The organism is Bradyrhizobium sp. Ai1a-2 (genome assembly GCF_000426245.1).
Lineage (GTDB): Bacteria > Pseudomonadota > Alphaproteobacteria > Rhizobiales > Xanthobacteraceae > Bradyrhizobium.
The window spans coordinates 1-20,642 of sequence record NZ_AUEZ01000089.1 but is presented as its reverse complement, the minus strand read 5'-3'; the positions used below and the strand labels follow the sequence as shown (position 1 = coordinate 20,642).

Below are 20,642 nucleotides of genomic sequence, written 5' to 3'. Positions count from 1 at the left end.
TGAAGATGATGGACCACGAAAAGGTAAACATCCTTCTGGTCGACGACCAGCCGGCGAAGCTGCTGGCCTATGAAGTTATCCTGAAGGATCTCGGCGAGAATTTGGTGGTGGCCGCGTCGGGGCGGGAAGCACTCGAGTTTTTGCTCAAGAACGAAGTCGCGGTCATCCTGGTCGACGTCTGCATGCCCGAGCTCGATGGTTTCGAGCTCGCGGCCATGATCCGCGAGCATCCGCGCTTCCAGAAGACCGCTATGATTTTCATCTCGGCGATCCAGGTCAGCGATTTCGACCGGCTGCGCGGCTACGAGATGGGCGCGGTCGACTACGTCCCGGTGCCGGTGGTGCCGGAAGTGCTGCGCGCCAAGATCCGCGTATTCGCCGAGCTCTATCGCAAGACCCGACAGTTGGAGCGGCTCAATTCCGAGCTTGAGGATCGCGTCCGGGCGCGCACCGCTGAGCTCGAGCAATCAACAGCGCGGCTGGTCGAAAGCGAAGAGCGCCGCAGCATGGCGATTGCCGCCGGCAAGATGGGCTCCTGGGACTGGGATTGGGTCAACGGCGACTGGATGTGGGACGATGGTCAGTACAAGATCTTCGGCGTCGATCCCAACAGCTTCGAGCTGACGTCCGCAAACATTCAAACGCTGTTTCATCCCGAGGATTTCGATGGCTTGCGCGAGGCCTGGACGGAATTCACGAAGGGCGTGAAATCACACGAAGCGGAATTCCGCATCGTCCGCCCCGATGGGGAGGTGCGCTGGTGCGTCGGCACGGCGGCAGCGACGACCGACAAGAACGGCCGGGTGGTGCGGGTCAGCGGCGTCACCGTCGACATCACCGACCGCAAGCGTGCCGAAGAACGGCAGAGCCTGCTCACGCGAGAAGTCGATCATCGCGCCAAGAACGCACTCGCGCTGGCGCAGTCGATCGTGCGCTTGACGCGCGCGCAGAACGTCAACGCTTATGTGCAGGCAGTCGAGGGCCGCATCACGGCGCTCGCGCGGGTTCACACCGTGCTGTCGCTGTCGAGTTGGCAGGGCGCTGAAATCCGGCGACTGGTCGCCGAAGAGGTGGCGCCATATTCGGAAGCCGGACAAATTCAGTATGAAGGTTCGGAAGTCCAGCTTGAGCCTGCCACGGCGCAAACGCTGGCGCTGGCGCTGCACGAACTCGTCACCAACTCCGCGAAATATGGCAGCCTTTCCTCGCTGTCGGGCCGGCTCGCCATCACCTGGGAAGTGCAGAGCGACATGCTGATCCTGGCGTGGGTCGAAACAGGCGGCCCGCGGGTGACCAAGCCGACCTCCAAAGGATTCGGCACGAGGAGCGTGATTGCAAGCATCGAGACTCAGCTCGGCGGCAAGGCCGATTTCGACTGGCGTCCCGAAGGCCTGGTCTGCCGGCTCACGGTGCCGCTGCTCGGGAAGCCGCGCACGGAGGCTGCTTATCGGGATATGAATGCGCCAGGACCGGAGCCGGCGCTCAGTTCGCGCACCGCATAGCCGCGACCGATCAGGCATCGGGAACTGCATTTAGGAACGTTCTGGTTGCTGGCCGATTAGTTTCGTCGACGTCCTAGGGATGGTTTGCGATGAAACTGACACGAATTGCATTGGCTTTCGGATTCACGCTGTGCTCCACGCTTGCGCTGGCACAAGCGGGTGGTGCACCGAGCGGTCGCGGATCCACAACGGGAGACCCGGCCGCAAGCTCCGCCACGCCAGGCTCTGCGCCGACAACCGGCAGCGCAACAAGACCGAGCCGGAGCGGCAGCGGGACATCGACTTCAGGCGGCCGGGACGACAATGGCGACGCGGGCAGGGACAAAATGCCCGAGAGCAACATGACCGTTCGCCCGAACGATCCCGACAAGAAGTAATCGCGAGGACGTCTGCAACGGAGAGGAAGATGGGACTTGCGCAATACGCCATCGTGCCGATTCGCGACCAATGGGGGGTGCTGCATGACGGTGCCGTGAACGGCGAATATGCGACGAAAGAGTCCGCGTTCGAATCGGCAGTCGCTGCTGCATCGCTGGCTATCCGGCAGGGTCATGAAGTGCATGTAAGCGTGCCGGCACGGGAGCACGGCGAAGCCGCCATGCAGGCCAAGCCTTAGCTACGGGAGAGCGACAGTCGCTGTTTTCGAAAATGGTTCGTTCCCTGCCTAGCCGTTTTATTTTGTTCGCGCGAAGTAACCTGAGTTAGAGACGATGGGTTCTTGGAAGCGCGATTCTGTACTCACTTGCGAAGCAGGAGACTTCCATGACGGCAAGGCGCAATCGAAGAAAGAACAGCGTGCCGTTCGACGAGCGGCTCCAGAGAGCGGCGGAGGAGGCCCGCGCGGCAGCCGAGCAGTTGCCGCAAGGTGAAGCGCGCGATGCATTGCTTAAGAAGGCGAGGCAAGCGGAAACCGCGGCCCATTTGAACGAGTGGCTGACATCGCCCGGCCTGCAATCGCCGCGCTGAGATGACAATGGATCGCAAGGCTGCCTGCCTGGCGCAGGCGGATGCCTGCCGCGCGAGGGCGCAATCCGATCCCGCAAATAGCGATTACTGGATCGAGGAGTCGATCAAATGGCTCGAACGTGCCATTGATCCAACGGGCGGTCTATCGATGACTTTCGAGACGAAGGACGAACAGGTCACCGCAGACGGAGCTGTCGCGCCGAGCGCGTCGTCCGACGACCGATCCTCGTCAGGCTAGAGCGTTTTCCTCGGCGGGCCATCGGTCCGCCGCGCATGGTTGAGACTGATCACCCCAGCAGATATCTCAGCATCCCCGTGAGCAGTGCCGCACTGACGATCGCCAACGTCGCGCAAAGCAGGTCAAGGTTTACGCTGACCTTCTCGTGTTGGTGCTCGCGCATCGCTATAGCTGCGCATGCTGGGCGCTGGGACGAGAAATCTCGCTTAGCGCCACGCCCGCCCCGTCACCGCCCGTGGCCTGCGCAATATCGCCGAGCGCAATGATGCCGACCAGCCGCTTTTCGCGATTGAGCACGGGCAGGCGGCGGACCTGGATCGCACCCATACTTGCCGTCACCTCGTCGAGATCCTGATCTTCGAAGCAGTATTTCACCTCGGCAGTCATGACGTCCCGGATCCGCGACTCCGGTCCGCGGCCCATGCCGACGCCACGAACCGCGATGTCGCGGTCGGACACCATGCCGACGAGGCGGTCGTTCTCGGTCACCGGCAGAAGTCCGACGCCAAGAGCGCCCATCGCCTCTGCCGCATCCTTCAAGCTGTCTTCGGGAGTGCAAAGTTGAACGTCGGGGGTCATCGCATCGCAAACTTTCATGGCGGACCTCGCTATGGTTGTTTAGCGCCTAACCGACGTTGCGGACCGGCGTTCCTTCGTGCCGCCAGGATTTTCCGAGCGGACGGGACCGCGGGCTATGGCGGGGAACCAAGTCGGGTTGCCGCGCGTATTCTGGAGTGAAAGGATGCCAGGCAGGAGCGAAACATGCCGCTCTACCATTTCGATCTCGTCAATACCAAGACGATCGCCGATCAAGGCGGCGCGGAACTGGTTGATGACATCGCCGCCATGGATTCGGCAGACAACATTGCGCGGCGGCTGCTCGGCGAACACCCGGACCTGAAGAACCGGCACTACTCGATCGTCGTCACCAACGAAGATGGTGACGAGATTTGCCGATTGCCGCTGGATATCATCCATTAGGCTGGGCAACGCGCGCCATGCCTATGCCTCCACACGAACTTGCGTTCTTGGCAGTAGGAACCGGTTCGGGCGGCGCCGGGTTGAGCCTTCACGTCAACCAAGGAGATAGCGATGAAGAAGATCATTCTGGCCTCTGCATGCGTTCTGGCATTATCGGCTGGCGGCGCGCTCGCTCAGCAAGCGCAACCCGCGCCGGGCGCGTCCAGCCAGGGCAATGTCGGGCCCGGCGCGACACCGCATGCAACTACGCACCCGAGCAAGAAAGGCATGACCACCGGCGCTGGTGGCGGCTCGAGCCGCGCGGCCAGTCCGTCCAGCCAAGGTAATGTCGGCCCCGGCACCAATAACAACATGGGCAAGCAGCCGGGCGGCCGATAACGGATCGATACGATCAAGAAAAATGCCGGCCATGAGCCGGCATTTTTCGTCAGCAGGTTACGCGATCAGCTAGCCGCCTTGCGATTGACGCCTTTGCGCAGCGCGACCGTATTGAGCTTGGTGTTGGCGGCCTTTTCCTCGTTCAGGTTGGTGGTGAGGAAGCGAACGATATCGTCGTGGCCCAGTTCTTCCGCCCACGCGATCAGCGTGCCGTAGCGGCAAATCTCGTAGTGCTCGACCGCCTGCGCGCTCGCCACGATCGCGGCATCGAGCACCGACTTGTCCTCGATCTCGCCGGCAATTTCGTTGGCCTCCTTGATCAGACCGTCGATCGCCGGACAGTCGGTGCCGGACGGCTGCTTGCCGAGCTTCTTGAACACCTGATCGAGGCGCTCAATCTGCTTGTGGGTCTCTTCAAGATGGTTCTTGAGCCCCAGCGTCAAATCCCGGTTCGTCGCGAGTTCTATCATCTTCGGCAGCGCCTTGGTGATTTGTTGCTCGGCATAATAGATGTCCTGCAGGCCGTGCTGCAGCAGGTCGTCCATCGTCTTGATGTCTTTCGAAAGCAATCCCACTGTAACCTCCTTGAGTTATCCGAGGCTGCGCAAGCAGCTCTCGGCACTCAACATCACGCGGTTTGCGTGGTTTCTACTTCTCCCTTCAATCAATTGTCGCAGCTTGGCCGCATCGGCGGGCGCGGCGCTCTTCTGGTCATTGTCGAAATAGACGTAGACGTCGCAGCCCTGCTTCTTCCAGGAGCGAATGCGCTTGGTCCACTCCGCCAAGGTGGCACTCCGATAGTGACCCTTGTATCGGCCGCCGGGGCCGTGGCCGCGGACATAGACGAAATCGGCCGTGCGTTTCCATGGGGCCGGCGCGTCGTGATGGTCCGAAATGCACAGCGAGATGTTCGCATCGCTGAGCAGCCGCATGATCTTTGGGGCGTACCAGCTCGGATGCCGAAACTCGAAGCAGTAGCGGCGCTTCTTCGACAGCAATTTGAGGAAGGAGGCGAGGCGATCCGGGTTGGCCTCAAACTGCGGCGGCAGTTGAAACAGGATGGGGCCGGCCTTGTCGCCCAGCAGCGACAGGCGGTCTTCGAGCAGATCAAGGCTGTTCACCGAATTCTCCGACAGGCGCTTCCAATGCGTGATGAACTTGGAGGCCTTCCAGGCGAAGACGAAATCCTTGTCAGTCTGCTCGCGCCAGCCCTTCACCGCTTCCGGCGTCGGCGTGCGATAGAAGACGCCGTTCAATTCCGTGGTCGGAAACCGGCTTGCGTAGTAGCGAAGCTGGTTCTTGAGCGGCAGGCCCTTCGGGAAGAACGGCCCGCGCCAGGAATCGTAATGCCAGCCGGATGTCCCGATCAGAATGCGCGCCATCGTCTCCTGGCGGACCATCACTTTTTTCCGGGCAGGACGCTTTCCAGCACCTGCCGTGCCGTGCCTCTGATCACGCCGACCTCGTCGGGATCGCCCTTGGCGAGCGCGATCGAGAAATTCTTCGCCTGCTCGAGCGTGATGTGCGGCGGCAGCGGAGGCACTTCGGGATCCGTCTTCACCTCCAGCACGACCGGAATTTTGCTCGCCAGCGCCTGGTCCCAGGCCGATCCGACCTGATCGGGATGGTCGACATAGATACCGTACAGTCCGATCAGATCGGCAAAGCGGGAATAGGAGACGTTGGGAATTCGCTGCGAGGCCTCGAACTTCGGGTCGCCGTTGATGATCCGTTGCTCCCACGTTACCTGGTTCAGGTCCTCGTTATTGAACACGCAGACGATCCAGCGCGGGTCCTTCCACTCGCGCCAGTATTTGGCGACCGTGATCAGTTCGGCCATGTTGTTCATCTGCATCGCGCCATCGCCGACCAGCGCGATGACCGGATAGTCGGGATGCGCATATTTGGCGGCGATCGCGTAAGGCACGGCGGCCCCCATCGACGCCAGCCCGCCCGACAATGAGGCTTTCATACCCTCGCGCATCTTCAGGTCACGCGCATACCAGTTCGCGCAGGAGCCGGAATCGCTGGTGATGATCGCGCGCTCGGGCAGCCGCGGCGACAATTCCCAGGTCACGCGCTGCGGGTTGACCGGGTTGGCGGGCCGCATCGCCCGGTCGGCCAGCGTCTTCCACCAACTCCTGACATTCTCCTCGATCTGGCTGCGCCAGCCCCTGGCAGGCTTCTGGCGAAGCCGCGGCAGCAGCGCGCGCAACGTTTCCGCGGCATCGCCAACGAGGCCTACCTCCATCGGGAAACGGATCGACAGCATGCTCGCGTCGATATCGATCTGGACGCCACGGGCGCTGCCTTCCTTTGGCAGGAACTCGGAGTAGGGAAACGCGGACCCGACCATCAGCAGCGTGTCGCATTCCGTCATCAGCCGATAACTCGGCTCAGTCCCCAGCAGTCCGATCGAGCCCGTGACCCAGGGCAGCTCATCGGGAAGGACGGCCTTGCCGAGCAGGGCCTTGGCGCAGCCGGCGGATAGCCTGTTGGCGACTGCGATCACCTCATCAGCGGCGCCGAGGGCACCGGCGCCAATCAGCATCGCAACTTTGCTGCCGGCGTTGAGAACTTCGGCCGCACGATCAAGATCGGTGTCGTGCGGCACGGTCTTCGGCGCGCGGTAGCCGATGCCGGAGTGCAGTGTGCCGTGGGCGCGAGGCGGATCCTCATAGGGCAGATCCTGCAGATCGTTCGGCAGGATGATCGCGGTTACAGTCCGGCGCGCCAGAGCGATGCGCGCGGCGCGATCGATCAGGTGTCGTACCTGCGCCGGTGAAGAAGCCTGAGCGACGTAGGCACCGGCGACGTCCTTGAACATCGAGACCAGATCGAGCTCCTGCTGGTACTGGCCGCCGAGTGCGTTGCGCGCCTGCTGCCCCACGATCGCGAGTACCGGCTGATGGTCCATCAGCGCGTCGTAAAGCCCGGTGACAAGATGCGAGGCACCGGGGCCGGACGTCGCGATGCATACGCCGAGCCGGCCGGAGAATTTGGCATAGGCCGAGGCCATGAATGCCGCCATCTCCTCGTGCCGCGCCTGGATGAACTGGATCTTTCCATCAGCGCGATTGAGCGCACCGAACACGCCATTGATGCCGTCGCCCGGATAACCAAAGATATGCTCCACGCCCCAATCGTGAAGCCGCTGAATGACGAAATCGCCGACGGTCTCAGACATCGTGAATCCCGCGATATGTTGAAGTGCAACGAAGCACTGAGAACCGTTGGTCTGCGCGAGGGTTCCAAAACGCGGACAACGCATGATCGACGGCTTGGCGGGAACCATGCTTTGACCGCGCGGTTAGCCAGATCGATTGCAAATGATCTCCTTCGCTTGAGGTGCAGGCCGAGCTGAACTACATCGCGATGCTCGCAGGCCTGGCGCTGTCGCCGGGGCGAGATCTTCGCGATGATGATGATGCCGATCGTGGGCGGGCTCGACGATCGTCATGCTCTCGATGTGGCATCTCACCGGGCTCAATTCTGATATCACCCATGGTTACGCAGCGTGGTCGCGCATCTTTGTCGGCATCGGCCTGCCGTTCCTGTTCCTGCCGGTGACGACCGCCTCCTACGACAGCGTGCCGCCGGACAAGACCAACCAGGCCTCGGCGTTGATCAGCGTTGCCCGCAACACCGGTGGCTCGATGGGAGTAGCCCTGGCGCAGAACGTGCTGGCATGTCGCAACCGCAGACGAGATTGTGAAATGAGCCTGCCAACGTTCCGCGCTATGGATGCGTGTTTGCGAGATCGTCGTCTCGCGTGAGGATTTGAAATGCGCCGAAAGCCAATTGCAGCAAGCGTCACGATTGCGAGCTTGCTTGTGCTGATGATCCCGGCTGATGCAACCGCACAGGCGGCCGTGCTCAAGGGACAGGAAGCCTATGGCGATTGGCAGCGCGACAAGCCCGGCACCGTGCGCCTGATCACGCCGCAGGATCTGCCCAAGCCCGGCGCGACGCCATCGAGCGCGAACATGTCGCGGGTCGCGCCGCGAACGGCCTCCGCAATTCCCAAAGTGCCGCCGGGGTTCAAGGCCGACCTGTTTGCCGACGGCTTGAACGGGCCGCGCATCATCAAGACCGCGCCGAACGGCGACATCTTCGTCGCCGAGACGCGCGCCGGGCGCATCCGTCTGTTGCGCGCAGCCGACGGCGCGACCAAACCGACGATCAATGAAATCTACGCCACCGGACTCGATCGTCCGTTCGGTATCGCCTTCTTCCCGAATGGCGACAACCCGCAATGGGTTTACGTCGCCAACACCGGAAGCGTGGTCCGCTTCGCCTATCGCAATGGCGACCTCAAGGCTTCCGGCAAGCCTGAGACAATCGTCGCCAAGCTGCCGCACGGCTGGGGCCATTCAACCCGCGACATCGTCTTTACGCCCGACAACAAGCGGATGCTGGTCTCGGTCGGCTCGGCGGGCAATTCGGGGGAGGGGATGGGTACTCCACCGGGTGGCTTGGAAGCCTGGAAGCGCGAGCGCCCGCTCGGCGCCGCCTGGGGCAATGAGACCGACCGCGCGGCGGTGCTTGCCTTCGATCCCGACGGCAAGAACCAGCGCACCTTTGCCACCGGGATCCGGAACTGCGTCGGACTTGCGATCCAGCCGCAAACGGGCGTGCCCTGGTGCTCGACCAATGAGCGCGACGGCCTCGGCGACAACCTCGTGCCCGATTATGTGACCCGCGTCCGCGAGAATGCGTTCTATGGCTGGCCGTGGTTCTACATCGGCGCCAACCAGGATTCGCGGCACACTGGGGCGCGCGCCGACCTGAAGGACAAGGTGACGGTCCCCGACGTGCTGCTGCAGGCGCATTCCGCTTCGCTCGGCCTCACGTTCTATGACGGCCAGAGCTTTCCCGCCGAGTATCGCGGCGACATATTTTCGGCCCTGCACGGCTCGTGGAACCGATCGAAGCGTACGGGCTACAAGGTGATCCGCATCCGCCTGAAGGACGGCGTGCCGACCGGCGAATACGAGGACTTCGCGACCGGCTTCGTCATCAACGATTCCGAAGTCTGGGGACGCCCGGTCGGCGTCGCCGTGGCACACGACGGCGCGCTGCTGATCACCGAGGACGCCAACGGCACGATCTGGCGGATCAGCCGCTAGCGTCTCAGCCTTGCCCGTCGCTGAGCCCGTATTCCTCGTAGATCGCTAGCGGATCGGCGTCGGGAAACAGCCGGCATTTCGCCTGGGCCAGATGCAGGGTGACGGTTCCGGGATCGCAGCCGGCGGCAAGCAGCTTTCGGATGTCCTCCATGTGCGCACGCGGCTGATGCTTCGGGGGAAGCTGCTCGAGGGCCACGAGCGCCGTCGCCAGCGCCTCGGTGATGACCCATTCGTCGTGGCCGGTGATTCCCTTTCTCGGCATCGCCACACCTCCCGCATTGGAGCAAGGTACATTCTAGCGTAAAGCCAAGGCGCGGCGCCATTGGTGTATTGCATCGAGCGAAAGCGACGCCTAGGACGTGCACACCATTTCCGGCACAGCATCATGCAGCAATTAAGGCTTCTGGCCGACGATCTCACCGGCGCGCTCGACACGGCTGCTGAATTTGTAAGCGCGCTCGGTCCGCTGGACGTGGCCTGGCACGCGGGCGCGCTCGCGGACCGGCACGGCAGTTTCGCCATCGACAGCGGCACGCGGGAGCTCGGGGCCGAGCAGGCGTTTGCGATCGCGCGGGAACTGGCGCCGCTGCTTCGGGGCGCCGGCATAGCCTACAAGAAGATCGACAGCCTGATGCGCGGCCCTTGGGCGGCGGAGCTCAATGCTTGCCTGCGCTCCGGCTTCTGGGACGCCTGCATCGTGGCTCCGGCGTTTCCGCACCAGGGACGATGCACTCGCGCCGGCCGCCAATTCGCGAAGGGGCCGGACGGGAGCTTTCAGCCGGTCGGCGAGAGCATTCTCGACCAGCTCGGCGTGCAGGGCATCGAGGCCCGGCTGGGGCGCTACGACGACGCGCTTCCCCCTGGCGTCAGCGTATTCGATGCAGAGACGGACGACGACCTGGCACGCGTGGCAGAGATCGGCCGCCACACCACCGGGCGCCTGTTGTGGTGCGGAAGCGGCGGGCTTGCCAGCGCCCTCGCGGGAGCAAGCGACGTCCGGGCGTCGCGGGTCTTGCGGCCGCCGGTCCTCGGCGTGTTCGGTTCCGACCACCCGGCGACCGAGGCGCAACTGGCGATCAGCGGGAGCGTGCTGGTGTCGGCAGTGAACGGCCGCCTCGATCACCAGTCTGTCAGACGACGGCTCGCCGACGGCGTCGCGTTCGTCAGGCTCGAAACCCCGGGCCCAAGCAGCAGGCCTGAAGCGGCAGCGCATTTCGCGCAGGAGGTCGCATGGCTCGCCGAAGCCATCGATCCGCCCCGGACGTTGATTATCGCCGGCGGTGAGACGTTGAAGGCGCAATGTCTCGCGGTCGGCGCCCGCGCCCTGAAAGTGACGGGACGGCTGGAACCGGGACTGCCCCGCTCCATGATCGAGGGCGGCGCCTGGTCGGGCGTGGATGTGATATCGAAGTCCGGCGCGTTCGGACCGCCCGATCTCTGGTGGAAGCTCCTGAACGACAACAAACTCAGCTAGGAATGAGGCATGCCGAACCGACATCTTGCGATCACCATGGGCGACCCCGCCGGCATCGGCCCCGAGATCATCGTCAAGGCCTGCGCCAGGCTGCGCGACAGGCTCGAGGCATCCGATCTCAAGCTCCTCATCATCGGCAGCCGCCACGCTTTCGAGCAGGCCAATCGGCAGCTTGATGCCGGCGTCAGCGCAGCCCCGGTCGGAGCCGACGACGCGAATTGGCCGAACCTCGGTTTTCTTCAGGCCGACGAGGAGAGCGCATCGATCGCCCCTGGCGTGCTCTCCTCTGACGGCGGCCGCTTTTCGTACAAGGCGGTCGAGCAGGGCGTGCGGCTCGCGCTCGGCGGCCGGGTCGGCGGCATCGTCACCGCGCCGCTCAACAAGGAGGCGCTGAACAAGGCCGGCTATCACTATCCCGGCCACACCGAGATGCTGGCCGAACTGACCGGCGTGCGCGGCTCGGTGATGCTGCTGGCCCACGGCAATATGCGCGTCAGTCATGTCTCGACCCATGTCGCGCTGCAGGACGTGCCGTCGCGGCTGACGCCCGAACGCCTGCGCCGCGTCATCGACCTGACCGACGAGGCGCTGAAGCGCATCGGCATCGCGCGGCCGAAGATCGCGGTCGCCGCGCTGAACCCGCATGCTGGCGAGGGCGGCCTGTTCGGCCGGCAGGACATCGAGGTGTCGCAGCCGACGATTGCAAAGGCGGTCGCCGATGGACTCGACGTCGTCGGTCCGGTGCCCGGCGACACCGTGTTCGTCAAGCTGCGCGCCGGCCAATACGACGCCGTGGTGGCGATGTATCACGATCAAGGTCATATCCCGGTCAAGCTGCTCGGCTTCGAGGTCGATCCCGCAACCGGAAAATGGCAGGAGCTTTCCGGCGTCAACATCACGCTCGGCCTGCCGATCATCCGCACCTCCGTCGACCACGGCACCGCCTTCGACATCGCCGGCAAGGGCATCGCGAATGAGCGCAGCCTGATCGAAGCGATCGAATATGCGGAGCGGCTGGCGGGGTAGGGATGAATGCCGCTTGCTTCTGATGCCCTGTAGGATGGGTGGAGCATAGCGAAACCCATCGCGATGGAGCAAGCGGCGCGAATGATGGGTTTCGCTGCGCTCTACCCATCCTACGTCTGGTTCAAACGGCAGATGTGAGTCCGCGCTCTCGCGGCGCACTACGCCCGAGGTTTGCTTCACTTTCCACCCTCTTCGAAATCAGAGGGCGCAGGGAAAGCCGGGTGCTGGTTGCACCCGTGGGTCCCGTGCAACAAAAAGCACGGGGGTAGGACCACAGGTTCAACCGAGCATTCCGGCTTTCCCTGCGCGATGGTGTTACGGCTTACTTCGTGCTCTCCCCGGTGACCGGGCTTTCTTGCCACCGTCACCTCAAGCGCGAACAAAGTTCGCGCGAAAGGCTTAGCGCCAGCGTCGGGGCGCCAGGACCACACGACTTCGCCGTCCGTGATGCCTGTGCTCGTCAGTCGTGCCACTCGCGTCCACCGCATCTCACCGCAACGTTCGTGACGATCGCGATGCGCCCCTCATCCGGGTGAGACGCGCGGAGTCATAGTGCTGATTTGCCCGACGGGTTAAGCGGTTTATTTTTCGCGCGAGGGCTGGACGAGGCAAATCACTTTGGAATTGCAGGCGAATTTTCTCTCGTCATTCCGGGGCGTCCGAAGGACGAGCCCGGAATCCATTTCTCCATCTGCGCATGCGGCTTGATGGATTCCGGGGCCTGCGCCTTACGGCGCATCCCGGAATGACGGAGAGTGAGGAGCCGGCGGCCCATCCTTTGAGAAGCCGCTTGTGCGGCTCTGCGGCATGATGAGCGCGGTTGCTCCGAGGCGGTTGTGGATGGTAGAGAGCGCGACTTATGGAGCGGCGGGCTTTTCTTAAGACATTCGGAATCGGCGCGGCAGGTTTGGGCACAGCACTTTGGGCTGGCAGCCACAATACCATGCGGGGCGGTTGTTATCTTCAGCTCGGAACGAGCATCAGTGCAGGTACCGGCTCAACCCATGGCGGAGCCACACCAAGCCTCATCGGTGAGCGGCTTGGAATGTTCGCCGTAAATGGTGCCTTTCCGGGTTCGTGCGCCGGTCAACATAAGGTTTCGGCGCTCAATCCCGTTTCACTTTACGCGATTGCCGACGCGATTTCCTCGGACGATTGGTCTGCGCAACAACGAACCGGAGAACCGGTCCACGACTCCTCTCTCGGTAACCTGCAAGCGATGCGCTTTTCGCGCGTCACGCACATTGCCCTGGAGTATGGCGCCAACGATTTCCGCTACGATCGCCCAATCGGAGCGGATGACGATGTCGGCAGCGAGACCTTCAAAGGGGCCCTCAATTGTTCGATCAGGCTCCTGCGAAAATCCTGCCCAACGGCGAGGATCTTTCTCATCACGCCCTGGTGGCTGCCGACCCAGGACGATCGTGACAGCGACGTGTATCCGAATAGGCTCGGATGTTTTCTCCGCGATTACATCGCCGCCATGATGCACGTGGCAGACATAAACCGCGTCCCATGTCTTGATCTCTTCAATTCAGGCGGCGTCAGCAAAACCAACTATCGGGCTCTTACGCACGACGGGGTGCACCCCAACAACTGGGGCGTCTTGCTGCGGGCAGTCCAGATATCTTCATTCATCTCGACCAGCCTCTAGAGCATTTTCGGTTCTGATTGAATCAGAACCGAAGCTCTAGCTTCTTGTTTTGACGCGTTTTCTTCACGCGAACCGGTGTCCACTTCGCTCGAAAACGCTATAGGGGCGGGCGCTGCTCGGCCCAGGTAAGCAGCCCATCGAGCGCCGGGCACAAGGATTGTCCCCAATCGGTCAGGCCGTACTCGACCTTCGGTGGCACCTGGTGATGGACGATGCGACGCACGATGCCGTCGTTCTCCATCTGCCGAAGTTGCTGGATCAGCATCTTCTGCGAGATCCCCGGGATCGCCCGCTCGAGATCGGAGAAGCGCAGCAATTGGCCGCCAAAGAGGTGGAAGAGGATCACGAGCTTCCACCGGCCATCCAGCATCCTGAACGCCTTCTCCACGCCCTCGGCGGCGCTCGCGGCCGTGTACTTAACCTTACCCAAAAGTCAGTACCTTACCTTCTCGTGCGTTCTTGCGGTTTGGCGAAGCTACAAACACCTTTCCGGCTGCGCAATCGCGATCCGCGACCGTGTCGTTCCCGACGCGCAATGGAAAGGAAATCCGATGTCCCTCGATCTGCCGGTCCCAGTCTCAGCCTATTTTGCCGCCGACAGGCGCGGTGGCGATGCCATAGCCCAATGCTTCAGTGAAGCCGGCGTTGTGAAGGATGAAGGGCGCAAGCACGAGGGCCACGCGGCCATCGCACAGTGGAAGGCCAATGCCTCGGCCAAATACAACTATACGAGCGAGCCGTTCGCCGTGGAGGAACGCGATGGAAACATCATCGTCGCAGCCCATGTGGTGGGCGACTTTCCCGGCAGCCCGATCGATCTCAGATATTTCTTCGGGCTCGACGGCGACAAGATCGCTTCACTCGAGATCCTTCCCTGAGGTCGGAGCAAGGGGCAGCAATTGCTGCTACCCGGGCTCGCTCACGCTCGCCGGCGAGGGCTGCTTCGCAGCCACCCACCGCCCCATGGCGACGAAGGGCTTCTCGATATAGCGCCAGGAGAGCCAGGCCATCGGCGTCGTCACTGCGATGGCCGCAATCGTCGTCACCGATATCGCGAGCAGGACGGGAAGTCCTCGCGCATCGAACAACCGCACGGCAAGCGCCATGCCGATCGGGTGCAGCAGATAGAAGCTGTAGGAGATACGGCCGTAGAAGCGGACCGGGCTGAGATCGAGAGCGGCAAAGAGGCCGATCGAGCTGCGAAAGGCGACCAGCAGCACGAGCAGCGAGGAGCTCAAGGTTTCCAGCGCAATGATCAGAGCGTTCTGTTTCTGCGATCCGCAGAAGCAGAGCAGGGCGATGGCCACGATCGCCAGGACCCAGGCGGCCCCCGTGCGGAGCCGGTCGGCCGTCGGCTCGCCCTGCATTTGCAGAAGTACGCCGGCGACAAAGGCGTAGAGCGGCGCAAGGCTGGCGACGCCGCCAAGCAGATGCACATAGGGGCCCCAGAAGGAAAGGCCGAACAGGACTGCGATCGACACCGTGAGCGGCCGCGGGCCGAAGCGCTGGAAGATCCAGACTGACAGCAGGATCACCGGCGTCGCAAAGCACTCGACCGTCATCGACCACATCACGCCGTTGATGTCATGGCGGACCATGATCGCATTGAGCACGACGTTGAGCGGATCGAATTTCGCTTCGTAGCCGACATAGAAGCCGTATTGATGATGCAGCAGCGCGAGCAGCAAGACCACGGCGATCGCAGCGGGAAACAATCGGAACAGGCGATGTCGCAGAAACGTAACCGGGTTCGGATTGTTCTGCAGCGAGCGCGCCAGCACGAAGCCACTGAGCACAAAGAACATCACGACCGGCGCCATGCCCGTAACGGAAGTGTCGGTGAACAGGCTCGTGATGTGGTAACCGACGACCGAGACAGCCGCGATGCCGCGCAGCGATTCGAGGCGAGGCAGGAAACCGCGTTTTCCTGCCCCGCTTATGCCCACCTGCGCATCCGGGACTGCCGCCATCATTGTCGCGTAACATTTCACGCGGTGTTTGGCTACCGTGGCATGCTGGACGAGCGTTCACTAACGCTTTTCTCCAGCCCCTATTTTTCTAACGCCTCTTTTAACCCTTGGGCCCTGAGGCGCCGTCGATCCATTGTCGCGTCTCCTCGTCGGTCCAGCCAGGAACGGCAAATCCTTTCGGCGGGACAATGGGCTGCTGCTCGGGACGGAAATGTCGCTCGGGATGTCTGACGCGGCGTACGGTCGCCGCGTCGGCAGCAGCGCACAGCATGATCAGCACGCCCAGACAAAGCGCAAATCGCATCGGATATCCTCCGCTTCGACCGGGTGTTCGGGCAACGCGAACACAGCCGGCTATGCAGGATTTGGTCGCGATATGCTTCCCAAAATGCGCACCCTTTTTCACGAAAGCGGCAACGATCCGCTGTCCGATGCGCTCACTGTCCGCGGCCGGTGCGGCTACCTCGCCGACCGGCCGGACGCGAGCCTGGCGGCGAGATAGAGGCGATTCATCAATCTTAGCTGCTCAGGCGCGCCCGGAGTTGTCGGAGCATCCTTCATGGTCATGCCGACCATCGTCTTCATGTTGTTGAGCACGACGGCGGCGATATCCTCGACGTCGTGGTCGTCGAGGCCGGGTGCGCAACGCTGCAGCGCCGTCTTGATCCCGGCGAGTGTCTGGCTGCGGAAGCGAAGGCGGATCTCGGTCCAGTCGGTCCGGGAATCCAAGAACGCGGTGACCGCTCGGATCTGCGGGTAGAGCTTGGCCAGGAGATCGATGAGGATGTCGGCCAGTTGCTCCGGACTGGCGTCGGCGGCGCGCGCGTGGACCGCGTCGTATTCCGCCTGCAGCACCTCGGTGTAGTGCTGCATCAGGGCGTCGGCGACGGCGTCCTTGTTCGGAAAGAAGCGATAGAGCGAACCGATCTTGGCATCCGCCCGCGCGGCGATCTCCGCCATGGTCGCGGCCTCGAAGCCCCGCTCCTGGATCACCTCGGCCGCCGCCTGCATGAGCTCGGCGACGCGTTGGCGGCCGACCTCGCGTTGCGGCTGGAGCGGTTTGCGGTCCCGGCTTGACAAAGTTGAGGATATCCTCAAATAGAGTGTTGCGTGCTTGAGCTTTCCCTCAAGTATTTAGCCGTTCCCAACGCACCCGGCAACGGGCGGGGAGGCTGCCATCTGGCGAAAGGACATCCCATGCTCATCCTGCCCGCTGCGACCACGGCATTGATCCTGATCGACCTTCAAAAGGGGATCGTCAGCCTTCCGACGGAGCCCCATTCCGGTGCGACCGTCCTTACCCGGGGACAGGAGCTCGCCCGGCGCTTCCGCGCGGCCAAAGCGCCCGTCATGCTGGTCAACGTCGCCTTCTCGCCCGACTTCGGCGACGCGCTGAAGGCGCCGGTAGATCAACCGATGCAACCGCCGCCTGGCGGCTTTCCCGAGGACTGGTCGGACCTGGCTGATGGTCTCGCCGAACCGTCGGATATCAGGATCACCAAGCGGCAATGGGGCGCGTTCTATGGCACGGAGCTCGATCTGCAGCTCCGCCGGCGCGGCGTGACCACTGTGGTGATCGGCGGCATCGCGACCAATATGGGCGTCGAATCCACCGCGCGCGCCGCGCATGAGCATGGCTATGCGGTGGTCTTGCCGGAGGACGCATCGTCCAGCCGCTCGGCCGATATGCACGCCTTCGCCTTCGAGCACATTTTCCCGCGGCTTGGCCGCGTGGCCAAGGCTGCCGAGATCGAGCTGCAGCGGTGAGCGAGCCGCAAGCCTATCTCCCGCTCCAGCCGCTACCGGTCGCCGTCCGCTGGGCGGTGCTGTTCGTGGTTTCGCTGCTACTGGCCGGCGTGCTGCAGTGGGTGAGGCTGCCTGCCGCCTTCCTGCTCGGACCACTGGCCGCGGCCGCGCTTGTGCAGGTGGGTGGAGGGGCGGTGAGGGTGCCGCGCATGCTGACCGCTGCCGCCCAGGCAATCATCGGCTGCCTCGTCGCGCAATCGATCACGCCGGCAATCATCAGCGGCTTCGTGCGCTACTGGCCGATCATCCTCGGCACGGTGACGCTTTCGGTTGCTGCGAGCGCTGCGATCGGCTGGACCATGAGCCGATTGCGCATCATCCCCGGCAGCACGGCGGTGTGGGGCATGCTGCCGGGCGCCGCCACAGTGATGATGGTGATGGCCGAGGCCCACGGCGCTGACTTTCGACTCGTTGCTTTCATGCAGTATCTGCGCGTCGTGCTCGTGGCCGCCATGGCGTCAGTGGTGGCGCTATGGTTCGTGCATGGCGGTGGTGGCCGTTTCAGTGCAGGGCTTTTTCCGCCGGTCGACCTGACCAACCTCTGCGCGACTGCGGCCATTGCGCTCGTCGGAGCTGGCCTTGCCGCGCGGATGCCGGCCGGCGTGCTGCTTGGGCCGCTCGCTCTCGGCGCCGTGCTCAACGTGCTCGGCTGGGTGAAGATCGAACTGCCGCCACTGGTGCTGATCGCAACCTACGCTCTGATCGGCTGGAACACGGGCTTGCGCTTCACGCGCGACGTGCTGGCGACCGCTGCCCGCGCGCTGCCACAGAGCATCGGCGCAACCGCGATCCTGATGGCGTTTTGCGGCCTGCTGGCGTGGTTGTTGGTGGTGCTCCTGCATGTCGATCCGCTGACCGCCTATCTCGCCACCAGCCCCGGCGGCGTCGATGCCGCCGCGATCATCGCCGCTTCGACCAAGGTCGACACGTCCTTCGTTATGGCGCTGCAGACCGTGCGCGTGATCCTGCTGCTGTTCCTCGGTCCATCGGTTGCGCGCTGGGTGGCGGGAACGCTCGATCGTGCGTCAGCCAATCCGGGGGCCGGACGGTCCGCCGGACCTTGGCGACCTTGATTGACCTGCGTGGCGTCGGCATCAGACCGCGAACCAGATGGGCGGCCGCGGCTCCCGCGGCTTCCATGTAGCTGGGATCCCGATGCAGCAGGACGACGGCAAATGCGCCGTCCAATAGGAGGATGACCTGCCGCGCAAGCTGCCGCGCTTCGCGCAAGCCGATCGCATCTTCGAAGACAGAGCAGAGCCAGTCTTCGACACGCTTCTTGTGCGCGCGGCCGATCACCATCGCCGGATGGCCGGGCAGGTTGACCAGTTCGACCGAGGTGCGCAGGAAGCCGCAACCCTTCCACTTCGGGTGCCGCGTCGACCGCGCGAGGTTGCGGAAGATCGCTTCCACCTTCGCCGCCACGTCGCCGTCGGCCTCGGCGAACCAGCGCTTGAACAGGGCGAGATTTGGCTGGTCGCGGACTTCGAGATATGCCGCGATCAGATCGTCCTTGCTGCGGAAATGATAGTAGAGCGTCCGCTTCGTGAGGCCGGCCTTCTCCGCCACCGCATCGACGCTGACGGCGCGGATACCCTCGCCGTAGAACAACTTGCCGGCAGCTTGAAGGATGCGCTCACGCGTCGAACGGCCAGTCTCGCTCATGGCTCGATGTATACCAACCAGTGAATATACACAACGCCGGCCACCTCTTATCGTCGCGCGCATGACCAAGGTGGCGTTGCGGATATCGATCGAGGACGGGGTGGCCGTCACGATTCCCTGCCGGGATGGCCTGACGATCAGCGGCCATTTGTGGCTTACGCCAGCCGGCCGCTCCGCCGGCAGCATCATCGTCAATGCGGCGACGGGGGTGGCTGCGCGCTATTACCACCGCTACGCATGCTTCCTGGCAAACCACGGCTTCGATGTCCTCACCTACGACTATCGCGGCATCGGCGCTTCGCGACCGTCGCACCTGAGGAGCTGCGGCTATCGCTGGCGCGACTGGGGAGAACTCGATTTCGAGGCGGCGCTTTGCTTCATGCGACAGCGTCGGCCACGGGCTCGCCTCATCGTTGTCGGCCACAGCATCGGCGGTTTCCTGCCGGGACTGGCCGAAAGCGCTGGCGCGATCGAGAGGATGCTGACGATCGGCGCGCAATATGCGTGGTGGGGCGACTATGCGCCGCGCCGGCGGGCCGGGCTGTTTCTCAAATGGCATGTCGCCATGCCCGTGATGACAGCACTCTGCGGCTACTTCCCCGGCCGCAGGCTCGGCTGGCTGGAGGATCTGCCCGCTGGCGTCGCCAATGAATGGAGTTTTCGCGGCCCACGCTTCGAGCGCAGCCATCGGCGCGGCGAGAGGCAGGCCGTGCTCTCACGAATGGCCGCGGTGAGGGCGCCGATCCTTGCGATTGCGATGTCGGACGACGAGCTCGGCACCGTGCCCGCGATCGGCCGCACGCTTGGCTACTACACCGGCGCGCCGCGCACGGCCGTGCTGCTCGAGCCGTCCGACTACGCTCGCAAGACGATCGGCCATTTCAGTCTCTTCCACGACAGTCACTCAGCGGGCTTCTGGACCGACACGCTGCTGTGGCTCAGGGACGGCCGCAATCCCTGGCCGGGGCATGTGCTTGCAACTGTCGCTTCCGGTGGACCGTAGCTCGACTGGCACAAGCCTTTGCCAGGCGCGTTTTCCGCCGGCGTCCCACATGCTTCAGAAAGATACGCCGCCGGGCTCGAAATTCGTTGTCCCGGCGGCGCCCTGTCTCATACTGGGCCCCTGAAATCCCCAGTGGCCATTGAAGTGCAACGCGTATGCCACAAGGGTATGACGCCAAGAGAACTTATTTGATCCCGTTGCGGGAATAGCGCGGGATGGTCCGGTGTATCGCTATGGTCAGAGGCCCTCTGCAACTTGTGCTCAGTTGGAGCGTAGCTCTGCCATGAGGGAAGATTTGATCAGATTTCGTCAACTAGCTCAGGAATGCAGGGACCGGGCGGCAGAGGCGCGCAGTCCGATCGACGAAGATGCGTGGCTGACGCTCGCAGCCGATTGGCTGGCGCTTGCGAAGGCCAGTGAGGCCGCAGAGGCTGGCGACGACGCAGCTAAGGGCCGCGCTGCATCCGGTTGATGGCGACCAGCAGCCTGGGCCGCTCCAATACTTCCACCAATCGATCAAGGATGACCCGCTCGTTAGTCGTCCGTGAAGAATCGCCCAAGCCATTGATGTGGAGTCGATTTTTCGGTCGTGAGGGGGTTTGAGATTGCAAGCTTTCGGGGTTTGACGCCGCAAAAGCTTGCAAATCTGCATTTGAGGATACCGCCGAATCGCGCGTCGTGATTCCCTCGGTCTGACCGGAGGGGACGATGAAGCCAAAGGAACGACGCGACAGCGGACAGGCCGATCTTCTGCGCTCCCGGCTGGACGCGATCCTCGACATGGATCATGCACTGGTGAAGCTTTCGCGGACGATCGACTGGTCGGTCCTGGAACAGCGGTTCGGTGCGG

General features: G+C 63.3%; 23 protein-coding genes and 3 pseudogenes. 16 read left to right on the top strand and 10 right to left on the bottom strand.

Annotated features, from left to right (window positions below; all coding sequences use genetic code 11):
* Positions 1-8 precede the first annotated feature (8 nt).
* The 4 genes from K288_RS0136400 to K288_RS47635 all read left to right on the top strand — a co-directional run bounded on the left by K288_RS0136400 (position 9) and on the right by K288_RS47635 (position 2,706).
* A complete protein-coding gene (locus tag K288_RS0136400; RefSeq protein WP_043161638.1) occupies positions 9-1,502 on the top strand; it encodes an HWE histidine kinase domain-containing protein in 1,494 nt (497 codons plus the stop codon).
* 406 nt (positions 1,503-1,908) lie between these two features.
* The gene (locus K288_RS0136390; RefSeq protein ID WP_027583945.1) at positions 1,909-2,118 is read left to right on the top strand and encodes a hypothetical protein; all 210 of its coding nucleotides are present in this window, start codon (positions 1,909-1,911) and stop codon (positions 2,116-2,118) included.
* 146 nt (positions 2,119-2,264) lie between these two features.
* Positions 2,265-2,468 carry a hypothetical protein gene (locus tag K288_RS0136385; protein ID WP_027583944.1) on the top strand — a complete coding sequence of 68 codons (204 nt, stop codon included), beginning with the start codon at positions 2,265-2,267 and terminating at the stop codon, positions 2,466-2,468.
* Between the two features lie 7 nt (positions 2,469-2,475).
* Positions 2,476-2,706, top strand: coding sequence for a hypothetical protein (locus K288_RS47635; RefSeq protein ID WP_152535836.1), 231 nt, complete (start codon positions 2,476-2,478; stop codon positions 2,704-2,706).
* A gap of 165 nt (positions 2,707-2,871) precedes the next feature.
* Here K288_RS47635 and K288_RS0136370 read toward each other — a convergent pair whose 3' ends face one another.
* Positions 2,872-3,303 carry a CBS domain-containing protein gene (locus K288_RS0136370; protein WP_027583943.1) on the bottom strand — a complete coding sequence of 144 codons (432 nt, stop codon included), beginning with the start codon at positions 3,301-3,303 and terminating at the stop codon, positions 2,872-2,874.
* 165 nt (positions 3,304-3,468) lie between these two features.
* Between K288_RS0136370 and K288_RS0136365 the strand changes: the two genes are divergently transcribed.
* Together K288_RS0136365 and K288_RS0136360 are read left to right on the top strand one after the other, a co-directional pair.
* On the top strand, positions 3,469-3,687 hold the full coding sequence (locus K288_RS0136365) for a hypothetical protein (RefSeq protein ID WP_027583942.1): 219 nt from the start codon (positions 3,469-3,471) through the stop codon (positions 3,685-3,687).
* A 111-nt stretch (positions 3,688-3,798) separates the two neighbouring features.
* Positions 3,799-4,065 (top strand): hypothetical protein, encoded by a 267-nt coding sequence (locus K288_RS0136360; RefSeq protein WP_027583941.1) that lies wholly within the window; start codon positions 3,799-3,801, stop codon positions 4,063-4,065.
* Positions 4,066-4,130: 65 nt separating this feature from the next.
* On the opposite strand, the gene K288_RS0136355 is transcribed toward K288_RS0136360, so the two are convergent.
* From K288_RS0136355 to K288_RS0136345, 3 genes are read right to left on the bottom strand one after another with little or no spacing between them, the layout of a single operon-like run.
* On the bottom strand, positions 4,131-4,640 hold the full coding sequence (locus tag K288_RS0136355; protein ID WP_027583940.1) for a ferritin-like domain-containing protein: 510 nt from the start codon (positions 4,638-4,640) through the stop codon (positions 4,131-4,133).
* Positions 4,641-4,655: 15 nt separating this feature from the next.
* Positions 4,656-5,447, bottom strand: coding sequence for a DUF72 domain-containing protein (locus K288_RS47630; protein ID WP_051334936.1), 792 nt, complete (start codon positions 5,445-5,447; stop codon positions 4,656-4,658).
* A 17-nt stretch (positions 5,448-5,464) separates the two neighbouring features.
* A complete protein-coding gene (locus K288_RS0136345; RefSeq protein WP_027583939.1) occupies positions 5,465-7,252 on the bottom strand; it encodes a thiamine pyrophosphate-requiring protein in 1,788 nt (595 codons plus the stop codon).
* 161 nt (positions 7,253-7,413) lie between these two features.
* On the opposite strand from K288_RS0136345, the pseudogene K288_RS0136340 reads away from it, so the two are divergent.
* Together K288_RS0136340 and K288_RS0136335 are read left to right on the top strand one after the other, a co-directional pair.
* Positions 7,414-7,754, top strand: a pseudogene (locus tag K288_RS0136340) (EmrB/QacA family drug resistance transporter); the annotation flags it as partial.
* A 150-nt stretch (positions 7,755-7,904) separates the two neighbouring features.
* Entirely contained in the window at positions 7,905-9,194 is a 1,290-nt protein-coding gene (locus tag K288_RS0136335; protein ID WP_244443396.1) for a sorbosone dehydrogenase family protein, read from the top strand.
* A 4-nt stretch (positions 9,195-9,198) separates the two neighbouring features.
* Here K288_RS0136335 and K288_RS0136330 read toward each other — a convergent pair whose 3' ends face one another.
* Positions 9,199-9,456 carry a hypothetical protein gene (locus K288_RS0136330; RefSeq protein ID WP_027583936.1) on the bottom strand — a complete coding sequence of 86 codons (258 nt, stop codon included), beginning with the start codon at positions 9,454-9,456 and terminating at the stop codon, positions 9,199-9,201.
* Positions 9,457-9,579: 123 nt separating this feature from the next.
* Between K288_RS0136330 and K288_RS0136325 the strand changes: the two genes are divergently transcribed.
* From K288_RS0136325 to K288_RS0136315, 3 genes are all read left to right on the top strand, one after another.
* Complete coding sequence (locus tag K288_RS0136325; protein ID WP_027583935.1) at positions 9,580-10,668, top strand: four-carbon acid sugar kinase family protein; 1,089 nt, start codon at positions 9,580-9,582, stop codon at positions 10,666-10,668.
* A 9-nt stretch (positions 10,669-10,677) separates the two neighbouring features.
* Positions 10,678-11,694 (top strand): 4-hydroxythreonine-4-phosphate dehydrogenase PdxA, encoded by a 1,017-nt coding sequence (gene pdxA, locus K288_RS0136320; protein WP_027583934.1) that lies wholly within the window; start codon positions 10,678-10,680, stop codon positions 11,692-11,694.
* 859 nt (positions 11,695-12,553) lie between these two features.
* Entirely contained in the window at positions 12,554-13,348 is a 795-nt protein-coding gene (locus K288_RS0136315; protein ID WP_084800000.1) for a GDSL-type esterase/lipase family protein, read from the top strand.
* A gap of 97 nt (positions 13,349-13,445) precedes the next feature.
* Here K288_RS0136315 and K288_RS0136310 read toward each other — a convergent pair whose 3' ends face one another.
* A complete protein-coding gene (locus K288_RS0136310) occupies positions 13,446-13,718 on the bottom strand; it encodes a winged helix-turn-helix transcriptional regulator (RefSeq protein ID WP_084800003.1) in 273 nt (90 codons plus the stop codon).
* 181 nt (positions 13,719-13,899) lie between these two features.
* Between K288_RS0136310 and K288_RS0136305 the strand changes: the two genes are divergently transcribed.
* Positions 13,900-14,226 (top strand): nuclear transport factor 2 family protein, encoded by a 327-nt coding sequence (locus K288_RS0136305; protein ID WP_027583931.1) that lies wholly within the window; start codon positions 13,900-13,902, stop codon positions 14,224-14,226.
* 27 nt (positions 14,227-14,253) lie between these two features.
* Here K288_RS0136305 and K288_RS0136300 read toward each other — a convergent pair whose 3' ends face one another.
* The 3 genes from K288_RS0136300 to K288_RS0136290 all read right to left on the bottom strand — a co-directional run bounded on the left by K288_RS0136300 (position 14,254) and on the right by K288_RS0136290 (position 16,398).
* Complete coding sequence (locus K288_RS0136300) at positions 14,254-15,318, bottom strand: acyltransferase (RefSeq protein WP_027583930.1); 1,065 nt, start codon at positions 15,316-15,318, stop codon at positions 14,254-14,256.
* 100 nt (positions 15,319-15,418) lie between these two features.
* Positions 15,419-15,622 carry a hypothetical protein gene (locus tag K288_RS0136295; protein WP_027583929.1) on the bottom strand — a complete coding sequence of 68 codons (204 nt, stop codon included), beginning with the start codon at positions 15,620-15,622 and terminating at the stop codon, positions 15,419-15,421.
* 155 nt (positions 15,623-15,777) lie between these two features.
* The gene (locus K288_RS0136290; RefSeq protein WP_027583928.1) at positions 15,778-16,398 is read right to left on the bottom strand and encodes a TetR/AcrR family transcriptional regulator; all 621 of its coding nucleotides are present in this window, start codon (positions 16,396-16,398) and stop codon (positions 15,778-15,780) included.
* Between the two features lie 117 nt (positions 16,399-16,515).
* On the opposite strand from K288_RS0136290, the gene K288_RS0136285 reads away from it, so the two are divergent.
* Positions 16,516-17,085 carry a hydrolase gene (locus tag K288_RS0136285; protein WP_027583927.1) on the top strand — a complete coding sequence of 190 codons (570 nt, stop codon included), beginning with the start codon at positions 16,516-16,518 and terminating at the stop codon, positions 17,083-17,085.
* A complete protein-coding gene (locus tag K288_RS47625) occupies positions 17,082-18,197 on the top strand; it encodes an AbrB family transcriptional regulator (RefSeq protein ID WP_051334932.1) in 1,116 nt (371 codons plus the stop codon). The genes K288_RS0136285 and K288_RS47625 overlap by 4 nt, the downstream gene beginning before the upstream one ends.
* Before the next feature lie 28 nt (positions 18,198-18,225).
* Here the strand turns inward: K288_RS47625 and K288_RS55100 are convergent.
* A pseudogene (locus K288_RS55100) lies at positions 18,226-18,789 on the bottom strand (TetR/AcrR family transcriptional regulator); the annotation flags it as partial.
* Positions 18,790-18,850: 61 nt separating this feature from the next.
* On the opposite strand from K288_RS55100, the gene K288_RS0136270 reads away from it, so the two are divergent.
* Positions 18,851-19,792, top strand: coding sequence for an alpha/beta fold hydrolase (locus K288_RS0136270; RefSeq protein ID WP_051334931.1), 942 nt, complete (start codon positions 18,851-18,853; stop codon positions 19,790-19,792).
* Positions 19,793-20,500: 708 nt separating this feature from the next.
* Positions 20,501-20,642 (top strand): annotated as a pseudogene (locus K288_RS55095) (IS5/IS1182 family transposase); the annotation flags it as partial.